A 15,321-nucleotide genomic window follows, 5' to 3' on the forward strand; every position below is an offset into this window, starting at 1 on the left:
TGGACGCCCGACTGAAGCCTGGCGTCTCAACCGGTGATCGCGACGTGGAGAGGCAAAACGCGAGGGATTGGTGCCTCTGTGCTCACGCGGGCGGACGCGAGGGCAGATGTGACCCAAGCAAAGGGATCGACGAGGGGAAGAACTGATGAAGGCAGTGGTTGGCGCGACCGTCGTGGCCGAGGCCGCGAGCGAGGCCGTAGTCAGTATCGAGGGAAATGTCTACTTCCCGCCGGACTCAGTTGCGGCCGGCGCGCTCCGCGATAGCCCAACCCCCTACACCTGCCCCTGGAAGGGGAGGGCGCAGTATCACGACGTTTTGGTCGGCGAGATCACCCTCCGGGACGGGGCTTGGTCTTACCCGAACATCAAGGAGTCGGCGTCGAGCCGTGTCGGTCGCGACTTCAGCGGCTACGTCGCCTTCGATGTACGCCAGGTCAGGATCGAGAACTGACAACGCACACCGACCACTGCCGGCAGAACAATTCCGTCGTTGAGTACTGAGACGGAGCCCGCACGACCTCAGCGGTGCGGACCCCCGGCCGTATGGCCGGCCGGTCAGGACGGACACCGCCGTGTACTTCTCCGGGTTGACTATCCACAGCACGCGGTCGATGTCATTCCTATCGTGCCTGGGCCGGGAGCGGCGGCGGTCAGCCCGATCGGAGGTGTTCTCGGCTGTCCATCTCGTCAGTTTCGCGGGGCTGAGTCTTCCGTCCCTCACAGCCAGTCTCCTGGCACCTTCATGGGGGCTGAAAGCCACGAGCTGTTTCTCGATCGGGTTCGCCGGGGTTCTGTCACTGGTTGCCCCTCATTCATACCGGTCGGTCACGTGCCGACGGACCTACCGGCCATGCCGTCCGTATCGGACCGGTGCTGGCAGCCGTCGCATGTCGGAGTACCTGCGAGAGCCAACGACACGACGGTAGAGATCCACCGACGTGATTGATAAATGCACTCTTCGGAAAGCCAGACAAGGGAACAGTCATGAAAGCCATCACCGCCCTGGACCGCGACGCCGGCATCAGCGGGCTGACTCTGACCGACCTGCCGTATCCCCATGCGTCCGAGAACGACGTCATCGTCCGGGTGCATGCCGCGGGATTCACCCGTGGAGAGCTCGATTGGCCCGGAACGTGGTCTGATCGCGCCGGCCGCGACCGTACTCCGAGCGTGCCCGGGCACGAGGTCTCGGGTGTGGTGGTGGAGCTCGGATACGGAACCACCGGCCTCACGGTCGGCCAGCGGGTCTTCGGACTGACCGACTGGGCCCGCAACGGCTCGCTGGCCGAGTACGTCGCCGTGGAGGCGCGCAACCTCGCCCCGCTGCCCGCAGATGTCGACTACACGGTGGCGGCGGCGCTGCCGATCTCCGGATTGACCGCCTGGCAGGGCCTGTTCGACCACGCGCGGATCATGACCGGCCAGAGCGTGTTGATCCACGGCGCCGGGGGTGGCGTCGGTTCGATCGCGGTGCAGCTCGCGCTGGAGACGGGAGCCCGGGTGATCGGCACCGGTCGGTCCGCCGACCGGAGCAATGTCCTCGCTCTGGGCGCGCATACGTTCCTGGATCTCGAGGCCAGCCGACTGGAGGGCGTCGGCGAGGTCGACGTGGTGTTCGACGTGATCGGCGGTGAGATCCTCGACCGCTCGGCCGCGCTCGTACGCGCCGGCGGCACGCTCGTCACGATCGCTCAGCCGCCCACCGTCCGGCCCGAGGACGGGCGGGCGATCTTCTTCGTCGTGGAACCCGACCGTGCGCGCCTCGCGGACCTGGCGCAGCGGCTCCGGGACGGGCGGCTCGATGTGCGGGTCGGCGCGGTGCACCCGCTGACCGAGGCAGCCGCCGCCTTCGCCCCGGAGCGGCGCGTCACCGGCAGGACGATCATCCGGGTCACCGAGGACCCGCAGTGATCACAGAGCGTCGCAACTCCGTGATCATCAGGAGGTGTTCAGCAGTTCCGACGGCAACCCGGCGCCCTCTTTGTTCGACAAAGAGGGCCAGGTCTGAGCTCCGACTCCAGGCCGCCAAGCGGTGACGGCCTGGTCCACCGAGTCAGGAAGCCCGGCAGGTCCCGTTGCCGAACGAGGTACGGGCGAACACGTCCCCGCCTCGTCAGCGGACAGGACCCGGGTCAACTCGGCCGTACCCAGGAACAGCGGGAAGAACCGGCCGGCGTTCCAACTGCGTTGATACATCGGCTCGTCCAGCACGAGCAGGCGGCATCCCTCCACCACGGGGATGTCGCCGGACAGCCCCTCGTTCGTGGCGTATCGCGTCCTCCGCCAGCTCCTCGAACGGGGAAGGGGGGCTGCAGGCCCGAGACCAGCGCCCGGCGACCAGCCAGCCGGGCTTCGCCCCGACCCCGAACTCGGCACCCGGCGCCTCCACCCGGTGCAGGCCCCGCAGGACGCTTCCGTCTGCGAACGTCCTGTCCAGGGCGTCGGGGGTGCGTCAGGAAAGGATCCGCATGAGTGCGGAGAGCGCCTGAGGCCACGCTGCGTCGGAGGGCACCCCGTATCCAACGACGAGGGCATCGGTCATGGCGTTCAGGGACCCTTCATGGCGGTATCGAGACAGGCCAGCCACTTTGATGCCCTGCCGGGTTGCCGACTGAAGGACCCGCTGCTCGGTCCCGGGCGGCAAAGCGATCACGGTGTGCAGGCCAGCCGGTGTCCCGATGACGCGCACCTTTGGGGCGTGCTGGGCCAGGGCTGTGACGAGAGCGTCTCGTCGATCGCGGTAGCGCCGACGGGCAGCACGTACGTGACGGTCGTAGGCGCCGGAGGTAATGAATTCCGCCATCGTCAGCTGGCTGAGTACCTCGCACGAGTCGATCTGCCCCTTGGCCGCCACGGCTTCCTCAGCGAGCGCGGGAGGCAGCGCCATCCAGGCCAGCCGCAGGCCAGGAGCAAGGGTCTTGCTGGCGCTACCCAGGTAGACCACGCAGTCGGGGTCGAGCCCTTGGAGCGCCCCGACAGACAGGCGGCCGAACCGGAACTCACCGTCGTAGTCATCCTCCAGGACCAAGCCGCCGGTCCGTCTGGCCCAGTCCACGACGGCCGTCCGGCGATCGCGCTGCAGCGCCGTGCCCACAGGGAACTGGTGAGCCGGTGTGAGTAGGACCGCATCGGTGCCGACTGGCGGCACCGGGTCGGTCCCGTGGGTATCGAAGGGAAGCAAGGGGGTCTTCAGCCCAGCAGCCGCCAGCAGCCCGCAGTACCTGTCCAGGCCGTAGGACTCGACGGCGACGTTCCTCGCCCCCCGCCCGGCCAGGACTCCGCTCAGGATTTGCAGGCCGTGGGAGACGCCAGCACAGATCAGTATGTGCTCCGGACTCACGTACACGCTCCGGGCTCGAGCGAGATGGTCTGCGAGTGCGGCCCGTAGTTCCGGCCGACCGCGGGGGTCGCCGTAGCCGAGCGCGTCGTCAGGGGCGGCTGCCAGGGCGCGGCGTGTGGCCTTCAGCCAGGCTGCACGAGGAAAAGCGGTGAGGTCGGGGTTACCTGGGATCAGGTCGTGGGAAAGGTCGCCGGACGGCTCGGCGGCCGAGCGCGCCAAGATCGGCCGAGTGTTCATCCTGTCTGCCACGAGCGTGCCCGAGCCCCCGCGCGCGGTAAGCCATCCTTCGGCGACGAGGTCGGTATAGGCGTCAGCCACGGTGTTGCGTGCAAGACCGAGATCGGCGGCGAGCTGGCGGGAGGAGGGCAGCCGTGTCCCCGGGGCCAGGTGGCCGGTGCGGACCGCTTCGCGCACGGCTTCGGCCAGCGCACGGCGTGCACCTCGTCCAGCTCGCATCACATCATTCTCAAAGGCCTGCCGTAGCTGTGCTGGACTGATCCTGGTGCGGGCGCCGAGATGCTCGACAGTAGCCGCATTGTTGATCGGAACATCAACCGGGCCGCCGGGCAGCACGTAGTCGATGGCCGTGGTGCGCTGGTTGTCGTTGGTCAGATCGGTAGTCACGACGCGAACCTCAACACTCGACGCGCTTGCTCTGATGGCGTTGGCGGTTTCGTCGAGTTGGTCGGCGGTGAGTGCGGTCTCGCCAACAAGTCCAGATGTCATGCATGAGGGTTCCTTTCAACGCGGAGTGTGGGATGGGCTCTCCCACGCCCCGTGGCGCATGGCGCGACTCCGATGAGCGAGAGGGGCTACCGGATTGCCTCTGTACCTGTCTGATGAGCGTCGATCCTTCACGCTGTCTTACCGAAATTTCGCTATCCCATTTGACGGCCGCCGCCCGACAGCAGGTCAGTAACCCCAACCACTCTGGTTAAACCGTTCGCTTGACCGGTCCAGTTGGTGGTAGCAGGTCAACTCCCCAATCTCGCGAGACTGAGTACTTCTGTCCAGACGTCGATTGAGCACGACCTGGCAAAGCCATCCGGCGCTCCGACGTGGTTGCCTGTCACGGCCTCCGAAGCGCGCGACACGTTTACCGCAGCACGGCCAAGAAAGTAGTGCCGACGGGTCACTGGCCCTAGACCGACTTGGCGCATCGTCGGCTCACCATCCTTAGGTGCGCCGCCCCTCGGCGTCGTACCACGCTCACCGGCGCAGGCAGCGGCGGGAGGGCGACGAGGAACGGGCGAGATCGCGACGTGGTTGGTAAGACGGCACCGCGGATCGACACTAACCAGTCGGACGCTGACATCCATTCGTTGTGACTTCTTGCTTACGGGTGGTGTCGCGTGGTGCGTCATTTGGCCGGAGTGTGTCGGCCTAGCTCTGCCTGGCGTCGGTGCCTTGGGCAGAGACAGAGCCTAGGACTTCCAGAAACTCCGGGGTGGTTCAGAAAAATAGAAAGGCACTGCTAGATGCAAGACGTGGCACCAGTGATCAACCTGGCGCGCGGGGGCAAATCACCCCGGCTGGCATTCTCATCTGCGGTTATCTCCCTGGTGGCCTCGTTTGCCGCGACGGCCGCACCGATCCCCCTGTTCAACACCTACCGGGCCGAGGACGGGTTCACCAACGCCAGCATTTCGCTGGCCGTCGTCACGTACTCCGTCGGCACTATCGCCACACTGTTGGTGCTGGGACGACTGTCCAATCATTTGGGCCGGCGGCTCACCGCGATCGCCAGCCTCGGACTGCTCCTGCTGGGCTGTCTGCTGCTGCTGAACGTGCACGACATCGGCACCCTGCTGGCCGGTCGGCTACTGATGGGCGTCGGTGCGGGGTTGGCCAGCAGCAGCCTCACCTCCTACATCGTCGTCGCCGCGCCCACCAGGCCGGAATGGTTGGCCTCCGTCGCGTCCAGCCAGGGACCCATGCTCGGCCTCACCTTCGGCGCCATCGCTTCCGGCGCCCTGGTCCAGTTCGCCCCCTGGCCACGCGATCTCATCTACCTGGTTTGCGCCGGTCTCCTCGTACTGGCAGCCGCACTCATCGTCATCAGCCCGGAAACCGCGAAGTCGACGCCGGGCGCTTGGCGATCACTGATACCCCGGGTACGCGTAGCGGCCCGGGTCAGACACCTGCTTCCTGTCGCGGCCGCGGTGTTCTTGGCCACCTGGGCGACCGGGGCCTTTTACCAGGCCTTCATGCCCGCGCTGGTCGCAGATCAACTCCACACCCACAGCCCACTCCTCCTCGGACTGGTGTTCGCTGCCTACATGGCCCCCAGCGTTCTCGGCGCTCCTATCGGCGGCCGGCTCACATCCGCGGCGGCCCAACGCATCGGCATGATCATCTTCCTGACCGGATGGATCGGCATCGTTGCAGCGATCGCCATCAGCACACTGGTGCTGTTCATCGCCGCAACTGTCGTCGCCGGCGCCGGTCAAGGCATCGCCATCAGTGCCGCCACCCGCGGCCTGCTGTACGGCAGCACACTCGCCGACCGGGCGCCGATCTTCAGCGCGATCTATCTCCTGTGCTACAGCGGCGCCGCCTTCCCCAGCCTCATCTCGGGCCAACTCTCGAACGCCCTCCCGCTAACGCAGATCGTCCTCGGATACGGCGGACTTGCCATCGTCGCCACCTTGTTCACCGTCCTCGCTGCACGCAACCCGCACGCCGACACGACCGGGACAGCCAGCACGGAGAGTAATGATGATTCTCACCGTCATCCAGGCCTCACCCGACCTTGAGCGGGTCGCCACCCGAGCTCGTCGACGCACGTCTATCGCGACAACCGGATCACCGACGGCGATATACCCCATTTCGTCGACGGCGATCAGTAGGTAGCGGCCCAGCTTGACCAGCTCTCCCGGGAGCCGGCCGATCTGGTGGGCGGCGGCCAGGCGGTCGACCCACAGGTAGCCGGATGTCCGCTGGTGGCCCGCTTTGTGCCATGCCCCTGCTGGTGGACGCTGCGGCAGATACTGTTGTTGAAGGACGACGAGGTCATATCGCTCGACGATGGGTAGTGAGCGGCGAATGGACGCCTCGGACGAAATTCTTCAGATGGCTACACCGTCGGCTCTTTTGACCCTGGACGGAGCTATCCGCAGCCTCAACGCGGCGATGGCCAGGACACTGGGCAGGTCAGTGGAGCAGTGCGTGGGTCGTGGCTTCGGTGATCTGTTGCCCGCGAGCCAGCTGACTGCGGTCGAGAGTCTCGTGGCCCACGCCGCCACGACGAAGACGGTTGCGATGCGGGTGCTGGAGTTCCCGGGGCCAGGTGCAGCATCTGTCGTCTGCCTTGTCGAGGCGCGACGAGTGAGTGATCCCGTAGGTGGTGAGCCGCTGGTGTGGGTGCACTCGTTGGACGCGGGAAACGACCAGGGCGGCCTGTTGATCCCGTTCCGTCTGGCGGCCAAGGCCGCCAACCTCGGTCTGTGCATGTATTCACCCCAGGAGCGCGAGCTGGAGTGGCTCGGTGGCGCACCCGCCTTGGCGGCGCTGTTCCCGAAGGCCGCCATGTCGTTGTCCGAGGTGGTTCGGCGAGTCCACCCCGATGACCGCGGGGCTGTGCGGCGGCTCGTGCGTTCGACGGCCGCCCGGTCCCCCTGGATCAGGTTGCGGTTCCATACCGAGCGCGATGGCTGGCACCTTCTGGTCTGCCGGGCCCGTCGGATCATTCTGGGGTCTGGCGGCCCTGAGCGGGTCTTCGGAGTGATCCGCGACGACACCGAGAAGGAAGCGCGCCGACGCGGAGCGTTGGTCGCGCTGAGGTCTGCGCGTCAGCGCGCCGACGAGATCGCGGCCTTCTCCTCCGCCGTGATGACCGCCGTCACGGAGCAAGAAGTACAGCAGGTCGTCCTGACCCGGCTGGCCGCGACCTTCGGTGGTACCGGCGCCGCGCTGGCGTTCATCACGAAAGGCCGCCTGCGCGTCTCCTCCGATGCCGGGATCCCGATACCGGTGGCCGCCCTGCACGGCCTGCCGCTGGACGCCCCGAGCGCGCTGCCCTATGTGATCCGCACTGGCGAGCCGCAGTTCATTCCCAACCAGGAGGAGTACATCCGCCGCTGGCCGCACGGGGCCATGGTGCCGTACTTCGACCAGCTCGACTCCGGCTACGCCATCTCGATCACCTCCCTCAGCCCGATCTGCGATCAGCCGCTCGGGGCCTGGTTGGTCACCTACGACAGCGAACACCACTCGTCCCCGGATGAGCGGGCCCTCATGAGTACTCTTGCCGACCTTGCAGGCCAGGCACTGAAACGCGTCAGGTTGCAAGAGGCACGAGTCGAGCTGGCCACGGCGCTCCAGCAGACCATGCTCCCCACGCTGCCCGGGCACCTCCCAGGCCTGGAGGTCGCCGCCCGCTACCGGCCGAGCCGCGACGGGCTCGACATCGGCGGAGACTGGTACGACGCCTTCGTCACGCCCGACGGTGCCATCGCCCTGGAGATTGGCGACACCCAAGGGCACGACGTGGACGCCGCCGCAGTCATGGGACAGGTGCGTGCCTCCATGCGTGCGATCGCCGCCCACGAACCGGATCCCGCAACCGTGCTGGCACGCACCAACGAGCTGCTCGTCACCATGGACACGACACGATTCTCCAGCTGCACCATGCTGCATATCGACCCGGGCGACGGACAGGTCACCGGCGCCAGCGCCGGCCATGTGCCGTTGCTGTACGCACGCGAGGACGGCAGCCACAGCATCCGTGAGCTGCCGGGCGGCCCGGTGCTGGGAGTCCTGCCCGACGCCGACTACTCCGAAGAGACCTTCACACTGGACAAGGACGCCGCGCTGGTCATGGTCACCGACGGCGTGGTCGAAGGACCGGCCCTGACACTGGACGCCGGACTGGAGCGAGCCGGAACACTGATCGGCGCGGCCCTCCACGACGGGCTGAACGCCGAGGAGACCGCCGACCGCATCCTCGACGCCGCGGTCGCGGTGGACCACCTCGACGACGTGGCCGTGCTGGTCATCCAACGCACATGACGGCGGCCGCGTCCTCACGCGTCCTCTGTACGGACCCACTCTGCAAGGTTCCCCCTCTCGGTCATTCGCCGAGCCGTGTGTTCTGGATGACTCAGCCAAGCCGGCCGCGGCAAGTGCCCTCCGGCCCTAATCACCCAAAGCCCTAGTTTGGAAGATTGCGTACGTGGATGACGCCTGGCTGCAGAGTCGCTGACCTGCGATGTCGTGCGGCGTTCCCCGTGGCTTCCCCTTGTCCACCGGGGTGCGTGGGGGTCCGCCGGTGCATCCAGTGGGCCGTTTCGGCTGCTCGGTCGAGTGGCCGACATGGTCGCCGCTCGGCTGTCGCGTCGACTGGGCGCCGGGTTCCAGCCTCCGGTCGTGGCTCGTCGGGGCGGCGAGGCCTGGGGCGATGGCCCAGGCCGGATAGGCCGAGAGCCGGAGGCAGGACAAAAAAAGGGACCTTGAGGTCCACTTTGAATCCTGCTAGCGTTCGCACCGGTAATCTGGTCAGTGTGGCGGAACAGGCGAGCGACAAAAACGGCTCCCGGTTGACTGAGCGCGGGCGGGCGACTCAAGAGCGCATTTTGAGGGCCGCCGCGGACATGATGTACGTCAAGGGTGTGGGTGCCACGACCCTCGACGATGTCAGGGCGGCCAGTGGAACGAGTAAATCTCAGCTCTACCGCCACTACCCCGACAAGGATGCGCTGGTGCGGGACGTCGTCGCGTTGCAGGCTGCAGAATTGCTCGAACGCCAGCACCAGCTACTGCGGCGGCTCAACTCCCTGCGCGGGCTGGAGCGCTGGCGGGACGCAGTGGTCGAACACAACGCGCTCCGAAACGGAGCGTACGGCTGCCCGCTCGGCTCCCTTGCAAGCGAGCTGGCCGATCGGGACGAAGAGGCACGCGCGGCGATCGCGCGGTACTTCGGCACCTGGGAAGGGCTGCTCGAGGCCGGGCTCGCGCGGATGAAGGACTCGGTAGTCCTCCGTGCCGACGCGGACGCTGGAGAGCTCGCCGCCGGCCTCATGGCCGCCCTTCAGGGCGGCTATCTCCTTGCCCAGACGGCCCGGAACGTCCAACCCATGAGGATCGCCCTCGACATGGCGATCGGCCACATCAAGACTTATGCCGTGCCTGCCGAGGACGGCAATCCGCCCGCAGGGGACACGGGAGGACGCTAAAACCGTCCAGGACGAGGCGGCGCCGAGAAGGCCCGGTGCGGCACCACAGGCGGTTGCGTCGCGGTCTCCCTACCGGCTCTGGGCTTCACCGTCCTCCCGGCAGGCTAGAGGCGCGACGGCGGGAGGACGTGTTCGTCCGCACGCCCCACTGCCCGCACGCGACCCCAGTTGCCAACGAAAAGCGGCGCCCCCTGCGTAAAGGCAGATCGCTTTCCGTCGAGCTCTCCGGCCGGACGAACGCGCACGGGCCGCCCGCTCGCCACTGCATGCCTTCCTCCACACCGGAGCCCACCGAATGGTTCGCCAACCGCCACCAGTCGCGGTTGCGCGAGCACGCCGCCGCCCGCGAGGACCGTGGGTGCGAGCCTGCTTGCTGTGTAATGAAGAGTTGCCCGACCGCGGCCAGGACGGCGCGGGCCTGGCATACCAGCGCAGCGCCATAGCAGCCGTATAGCGCGAGGTGCCAGTGGGCCTGGCCCAAAAAGGGGACCATTTAGTCCGGAAAATTGGAGCGATCTGCGGTACGTTTGGGGAAAGCGGTCCCTGGCGGACGGCCAAGCGGTCAAGCCTCACAAGGATCCCCAAGGCGGTAGGCACCATGTATGGGGCGCCCAGTTCTCAGTGCTCGACCCGGTCCGGCTACACAGACAGGGGGGCGAGACCGGAACCGGTCAGCCGAGGCAGTGCGCCGTGCTCGCTTCGCTGTTGCTCAGGGCAGGCAAGCCTGTAAGCCTCTCGAAACTGGTGGAGGACGTGTGGGGCGACGACGCCCGACCATCGGCCGTACGCTCCGAGCGCACGTACGTCTACAGGCTAAGGCAGGCACTTGGGGAGCAGAATGACCGCTCCGTGAGCCTGGTCGACGGGGGCCATCTGCTGCGCATCCAACCGGACGCTCTGGACCGGAACAGGTCCAAGGAAACGACGGCAATGGCGAGGGAGGCCCGCAGCATCGGCGACCTGTCGTCCGCGGCGAGCCCGCTGACCGAGAGCCTCGAGATGTGGAAAGGAGTGACCCTCGCCGGGGCCCAGGGCCGTTCGCGGGCCAGCAGCGCAGCGCCGGCCCGCTGTGTACCTCGCAGACGTCGAGGGCGGCCTCTCCCACCGCGAAATTGCAGAAACGATGGGAACCCCTGCGGGCACTGTGATGTCGCGCATCCGCAGAGGGTGCCAGCAGCTCCGCCAGCTGCTGCCGCAGTACACGCCCGGGCTGTGCACGGCGTGACCGCCTGCCACCGGCGTGGTGGGTCGCAGGCCTCCACGGTCAGCCTGCTCACCAACCAGTCGAAACAGTGCAGGAAAGCGCGCCACCCGCCGCGCGTGAGTCCCTTTTCGAAATACGTCGGAAACCCTGTCCGTGAATCGCAGGATGCGCGCACGGCGAAAGAAAAAACAGCGACTTCGCGAAGACGTCCTGTAGATGGTCTCGTGACTGGCTTGTCCGCACGAGATGACCTGGGGATTGAGAACCATGCACTCTGCAGATGTTAGAAAAACGTGCCGCTCGGCTGCCGGAACCAACGGCAGCCCCCCGGCAGCAGGGCCCCCCGCGGGCCGACGGCAGCTCGACCCGGAGTCCGCCGCCTGGGTGGAAGCCCTCGAGGGTGGCCGTGGGTCGCAGTACGAGCAGGCCTGCACGCAGCTGCACGAACTGCTGGTGCGGATCGCCATGGACGAAGTGTTCCGCCGGGGTCCCCGTTACCGAATTACCGGGCCCGAGCTGAACGATCTCGCCCACCAGGCGGCTGCCGACGCACTGATGAGAATCACGCACAAAATCCAGGAATTTCGAGGCGACGCCAGGTTCACCACGTGGGCGTTCCGATTCGTCGTACTTGAAGTGTCCAGCAAGCTGGGCCGCCATTTCTGGCGTGTTTCAAATACCTGGTTCGATTTGGACGAATGGGCGCAAGTGCCCGACCGCTCCGGTACCGACCCCGTCAGCCACTGGCAGGCGCGAGAGCTGGTCGAAGCCGCGCGCAACGCGGTCGAGACAGCACTGAGCGCCCACCAGCGGCAGGTCTTCACCGCTGTCGTCAACGGGGTCCCCCTGGAAACGCTCGCCAGTGAGCTGGAGACAAACCGTAACGCGCTCTACAAGACGATGTTTGACGCCCGTAAGAAACTGCGAGCTCAGCTGATAGCCAGCGGACATCTCAGCGCTGCGGACTGATGCAGCGGCAACGACGTCGGCCCGGGCAGCGCTGACGTGGGGGCTCGCACCGCAGCCGAATACGCCCCGGGAGCCTGGCAGTCGTCCTCCCGGCGCGGACGGGAATGACTGCGCCACCAGGAACTCACCTTCCCGAAGGACCGGAAGTAAGAAATCGCCACCCCCGGGCGCTCACCTCCGAAGGGGCCCACAGGGGCAGACTCTGACAAATAAGGACGGCGGCGCTCGTCGAGCAGACGGCCCTGGTGCGTACGTACCGAGCGCCTCGGAGACAGTGGAGGTTGAGATGGCGTCCGTAGAGCTCGGCGGCCCAGATGCGGACGATACCCGCGTTGGGTATGTCGACGGAAACCCGGACGTTTGATCAGGAAACGGTCCATCCGTGTGGACGGACGCGCGCATAGGCGCCGGTCATGACCAGCGCGGGTTTGGCCGCCTGCGTCGCACCGCCCGCGCAACTGTCTCCGCTCCCTGTCGGCTTCCGTCGATGTTGCCGGTGTACTGGCGCCGCCGTTCGTGGGGGCCATGCGATAGACGCCACCTTGAGCCTCGGCTGGCCGGTCGGGGCACTCGGATCAATAGAGGAGTTGATCACCTTGGACGGACAGGAGCTGCAGAAGATCGCGGGCGACTGCACTGTGGAACTGCCCGGCGCCGACCTTGAGCATCGTTTCGGCCCCGACTGGGACCTCTACAAGGTGCGCGGCAAGGTCTTCATGCTCATGACCGACATGCCGGGTCGCCCCGTCGTGATCCTGAAAGCTGATCCGGACGACGCCGCAGCCCTGTGTGAGCGGCATGCGGACATTACCCCCGGCTATCACATGAACAAGAGGCACTGGATCACGGTGGAAGGCGGGGGCGCCATCGACGAGAAACTGGTGAAGGAACTCGTGATGGACTCCTACCGTCTCGTGGTCGGCGGGCTTCCGAAGTCCGAGCAGCCCGTGGATCCGCGCACCTACGGCCGCCGCGTCTGACCTTCGTCATGCCCATCCGCGGCGAGAAGCTCCAGGATAGAGCGCGCGACGCAGCACTGGCGCTGCCCGGAGTCAGTCCCGGGCGCCCGTTCACCGACCAGCTGGACGTCTGCAAGGTGGCCGGCAAGGTCTTCCTGATCGTCACGGACGACCCGGACGAACGCATCGTCACCCTCAAGGCAGAACCGGAGTACGGGCGGCTGCTGCAGCACGAACACCCGTCGATCACCGCGGGCCTGCCAACCAAGCTTTCGTTACCCGGCACTTGGCGGAGTAGTCACACCGAGGTGGAGCGCCCTGGTCGCCACGCTTCCCGATAGGCCGATCACCCTCGCCATCGACGGACCTGCCGCCTGGACTGGTCTGCGGCCCTCAAGTTGCTGAACTCGGCGCTGGAGGGACGCGGGCTCGCCGCCTCGGCAACCGATCTCCGGGCCCGCCTCGCCCTCTGACCGCGGATCCTCGAGCGCACGGGGTCCGGGCTCGCCGACGACCTGGACTTCAACCGGCTCGCCAAAGGCACCCTTGCGTCCGCCGTGTTCTTGGACCGCGCAGGTATGCCCAACTTGGCTCAGGAGGAACTGACCGCCTGAGAAGTGTGTCGTGGAACTGCGAACGTGGGCTCAGCCCCGAGCGAAGGCGGCGATGTGGTCGAGGGCCATGTCCAGCGCGACGGCCATCGGCTCGGAGTTGTGAGCGTTCTGTGCGAGCACGTAACCACCCTGCAGAGCAGCCAGCAGACCAGTACCCAAGCGTTGTGGGTCCGCGTCCTCGGCGAGTACGCCGAGGACGCGGAGCCGGGTCAGTGTTTCGATGAGCATTCGCCGCCAGGCATCGAATGATGCGTTGAGCGCTTGGCGGGACCGCTCATCGTTGTCGGACATCTCAATCGACATTGCGCCCAGCGCGCATCCGTATGAGCCGTCCTGCAACGAGTTGGCGTGGACCAGGGCGTCACGCCAGCGGCGCAGACCGGTGAGGGTCTTCACGCCGCGCAGACGCTGCGGCACGGTGTCTCCCTCGGGCATGTCACTCACTCGTGCTGCTCCGCCGCGGAGCGCATCACGACCGCGGTGGCTTCGACCTCCAGGCAGAGACTGGGCCGGATCAGTTGTGGCACCAATACGAGCATATACGCCGGTCGGTGACTGATGATGTCCTTGCGAACCCTTACGTAAGCGCCGCTGTCATCGCGGTCTGCAAACCAGGACCGGACCAGGCCGACGTCGCTCAGTCCGGCGCCCACCCGCCGCAGCGCCTCGCACACGTTGTCCGAGGCTTGCCCGGCCTCCTCGGCGAAATCCTCCGGCAGGGTTCCGTCCGGCCGCAATCCCGAAGTGCCGGAGCGGACGACCTGCGAGGCGCCGGCCGGGATCGTGACCGCATCGGAGTGGGTGCCGATGCGGCGCGACGTCCTGGCGTCGATGGGCTGTGCTGCAGCGGTCATATCAACCAAAACCTCCGCGTAGACGGATGCGAGACGGAGGAGCAGGCAGATCCGAGAGATCTGCCCTCCCTCCAGCCCACCCTCATCTAATGTTGGACTAAATCGTCCACAAAACTCAGCGGCCAGGTCCTGAGCCGGACTACCTCGAGACGGTTTGGACTCTGTCATTCCGACCGGCCAAGTCGCCCGTTATGTCACCCTCATGTGGCGCTGACCTGCAAATTTAACGATCTGCTGCGACATCTGCCTGCGTGTAGGCAACCTGACGTGCGCGGTTCGTCCGGGGAGGGGTTGCGCAGAAGTTTCTGGTCTGTATAGTCCTTCTTAAGTGGTCTTCGAAGTGGCGAAGCGATCTGGATCTCGGAACCGACGGAGTTACCCCTCGCAATGCAGGTCACCAGGCGCCCGGCGCAAACGAGGCCACCGGCCAGGCTGCAGCCGGCGTAGGGCCCGCGACGGAGCTCCGAAGCACCACGAGCCCGACCTGGGCGCTACGACGACTACTCATACCCCCGATCGGAGGCCGATTCGCCGTGTCACGACTGAATGTTCCTTCTCCAGAGGATGTGCCTGACGGCGCGCAGCGGATACTCGACAACGTTGGTGCGCAGCTGGGCTTCGTCCCGAACATGTTCAAGACCATCGCGTCGAACCCGACCGTTCTTGAGGTCGTTACGAACCTGCAAGGCGCCTTCAGCCGGGTACTCGATGCGAGGACGCGGCACAGCATCGCGCTGGCCGTGTCTCAAGCCAACGGCTGCAGTTACTGCCTGGCGATGCACACCCATGTAGCGACCGAATTCGCCGGCATGTCGAGCGACGACATCGAGCTCGGCCGCATCGGGAGCTCCGTCGATCCCAAACGCGCCGCGGCCGCTCGCTTTGCGCAGCAGGTGGTCGAGAGCCGCGGGCGGGTCAGCGACGCCGAGCTCGCGGGTGTGCGGGGCGCCGGGTACACCGACTCGCAGATCCTGGCGATCGTCGCGGTGGCGGTGCAGTTCCTGCTCACCAACTTCATCAACAATGTCAACCAGACCGACATCGACATCCCCGCCGTCGACTCGGTCGCGACGACCGTGCCCCAGTGAACCCGCACCCGGGCCCGACAGCGCCCGGCGCGGCACACGAGAGCGTGAGCGAGCATGTGTGCCGCTCCTAGCTCGAAGTTGTGCTGCCGCTGGACGCCGACAAGATCACCAGCCTCTTCG

Annotated in this window: 12 protein-coding genes and 2 pseudogenes; 11 read left to right on the plus strand and 3 right to left on the minus strand. The window is 66.5% G+C overall.

Annotation, left to right across the window (positions count from 1 at the left end; genetic code table 11):
• Positions 1 to 145: 145 nt before the first annotated feature.
• Together OG878_RS33120 and OG878_RS33125 are read left to right on the plus strand one after the other, a co-directional pair.
• Positions 146 to 451, plus strand: a complete 306-nt coding sequence (locus tag OG878_RS33120) for a DUF427 domain-containing protein (RefSeq protein ID WP_328890182.1) — start codon at positions 146 to 148, stop codon at positions 449 to 451.
• A 533-nt stretch (positions 452 to 984) separates the two neighbouring features.
• Positions 985 to 1,911 (plus strand): NADP-dependent oxidoreductase, encoded by a 927-nt coding sequence (locus OG878_RS33125; RefSeq protein WP_328890183.1) that lies wholly within the window; start codon positions 985 to 987, stop codon positions 1,909 to 1,911.
• A gap of 541 nt (positions 1,912 to 2,452) precedes the next feature.
• On the opposite strand, the gene pdxR is transcribed toward OG878_RS33125, so the two are convergent.
• On the minus strand, positions 2,453 to 3,796 hold the full coding sequence (gene pdxR, locus OG878_RS33130) for a MocR-like pyridoxine biosynthesis transcription factor PdxR (RefSeq protein WP_328891461.1): 1,344 nt from the start codon (positions 3,794 to 3,796) through the stop codon (positions 2,453 to 2,455).
• Positions 3,797 to 4,818: 1,022 nt separating this feature from the next.
• Between pdxR and OG878_RS33135 the strand changes: the two genes are divergently transcribed.
• From OG878_RS33135 to OG878_RS33170, 8 genes and pseudogenes are all read left to right on the plus strand, one after another.
• Positions 4,819 to 6,096 carry an MFS transporter gene (locus tag OG878_RS33135; RefSeq protein WP_328890184.1) on the plus strand — a complete coding sequence of 426 codons (1,278 nt, stop codon included), beginning with the start codon at positions 4,819 to 4,821 and terminating at the stop codon, positions 6,094 to 6,096.
• 316 nt (positions 6,097 to 6,412) lie between these two features.
• A complete protein-coding gene (locus tag OG878_RS33140) occupies positions 6,413 to 8,350 on the plus strand; it encodes a SpoIIE family protein phosphatase (protein WP_328890185.1) in 1,938 nt (645 codons plus the stop codon).
• Positions 8,351 to 8,841: 491 nt separating this feature from the next.
• A complete protein-coding gene (locus OG878_RS33145) occupies positions 8,842 to 9,513 on the plus strand; it encodes a TetR/AcrR family transcriptional regulator (protein WP_328890186.1) in 672 nt (223 codons plus the stop codon).
• A gap of 690 nt (positions 9,514 to 10,203) precedes the next feature.
• Positions 10,204 to 10,305: pseudogene (locus OG878_RS33150) on the plus strand (hypothetical protein); the annotation flags it as partial.
• A gap of 268 nt (positions 10,306 to 10,573) precedes the next feature.
• A pseudogene (locus OG878_RS33155) lies at positions 10,574 to 10,738 on the plus strand (sigma factor-like helix-turn-helix DNA-binding protein); the annotation flags it as partial.
• Positions 10,739 to 11,101: 363 nt separating this feature from the next.
• Entirely contained in the window at positions 11,102 to 11,686 is a 585-nt protein-coding gene (locus OG878_RS33160) for an RNA polymerase sigma factor (RefSeq protein WP_328890187.1), read from the plus strand.
• Positions 11,687 to 12,282: 596 nt separating this feature from the next.
• Positions 12,283 to 12,666, plus strand: coding sequence for an MmcQ/YjbR family DNA-binding protein (locus OG878_RS33165; RefSeq protein WP_326607657.1), 384 nt, complete (start codon positions 12,283 to 12,285; stop codon positions 12,664 to 12,666).
• Between the two features lie 8 nt (positions 12,667 to 12,674).
• On the plus strand, positions 12,675 to 12,986 hold the full coding sequence (locus OG878_RS33170; RefSeq protein WP_328890188.1) for an MmcQ/YjbR family DNA-binding protein: 312 nt from the start codon (positions 12,675 to 12,677) through the stop codon (positions 12,984 to 12,986).
• Between the two features lie 303 nt (positions 12,987 to 13,289).
• On the opposite strand, the gene OG878_RS33175 is transcribed toward OG878_RS33170, so the two are convergent.
• Entirely contained in the window at positions 13,290 to 13,694 is a 405-nt protein-coding gene (locus OG878_RS33175) for an LmrA/YxaF family transcription factor (RefSeq protein ID WP_328891462.1), read from the minus strand.
• Between the two features lie 5 nt (positions 13,695 to 13,699).
• Positions 13,700 to 14,113, minus strand: coding sequence for a Rid family hydrolase (locus OG878_RS33180; RefSeq protein WP_328890189.1), 414 nt, complete (start codon positions 14,111 to 14,113; stop codon positions 13,700 to 13,702).
• 533 nt (positions 14,114 to 14,646) lie between these two features.
• Here OG878_RS33180 and OG878_RS33185 point away from each other — a divergent pair.
• On the plus strand, positions 14,647 to 15,201 hold the full coding sequence (locus tag OG878_RS33185; RefSeq protein ID WP_326607661.1) for a carboxymuconolactone decarboxylase family protein: 555 nt from the start codon (positions 14,647 to 14,649) through the stop codon (positions 15,199 to 15,201).
• The last annotated feature ends 120 nt before the right edge of the window (positions 15,202 to 15,321 follow it).

The organism is Streptomyces sp. NBC_00316, from assembly GCF_036158715.1.
GTDB lineage: Bacteria > Actinomycetota > Actinomycetes > Streptomycetales > Streptomycetaceae > Streptomyces.

Bases quoted from the DNA above. Each gene is read 5' to 3' on its own strand.
- OG878_RS33120 (WP_328890182.1), top strand. From the start codon at position 146: ATGAAGGCAGTGGTTGGCGCGACCGTCGTGGCCGAGGCCGCGAGCGAG.
- OG878_RS33125 (WP_328890183.1), top strand. From the start codon at position 985: ATGAAAGCCATCACCGCCCTGGACCGCGACGCCGGCATCAGCGGGCTG.
- pdxR (WP_328891461.1), bottom strand. From the start codon at position 3,796: ATGCGAGCTGGACGAGGTGCACGCCGTGCGCTGGCCGAAGCCGTGCGC.
- OG878_RS33135 (WP_328890184.1), top strand. From the start codon at position 4,819: ATGCAAGACGTGGCACCAGTGATCAACCTGGCGCGCGGGGGCAAATCA.
- OG878_RS33140 (WP_328890185.1), top strand. From the start codon at position 6,413: ATGGCTACACCGTCGGCTCTTTTGACCCTGGACGGAGCTATCCGCAGC.
- OG878_RS33170 (WP_328890188.1), top strand. From the start codon at position 12,675: ATGCCCATCCGCGGCGAGAAGCTCCAGGATAGAGCGCGCGACGCAGCA.
- OG878_RS33175 (WP_328891462.1), bottom strand. From the start codon at position 13,694: ATGCCCGAGGGAGACACCGTGCCGCAGCGTCTGCGCGGCGTGAAGACC.
- OG878_RS33180 (WP_328890189.1), bottom strand. From the start codon at position 14,113: ATGACCGCTGCAGCACAGCCCATCGACGCCAGGACGTCGCGCCGCATC.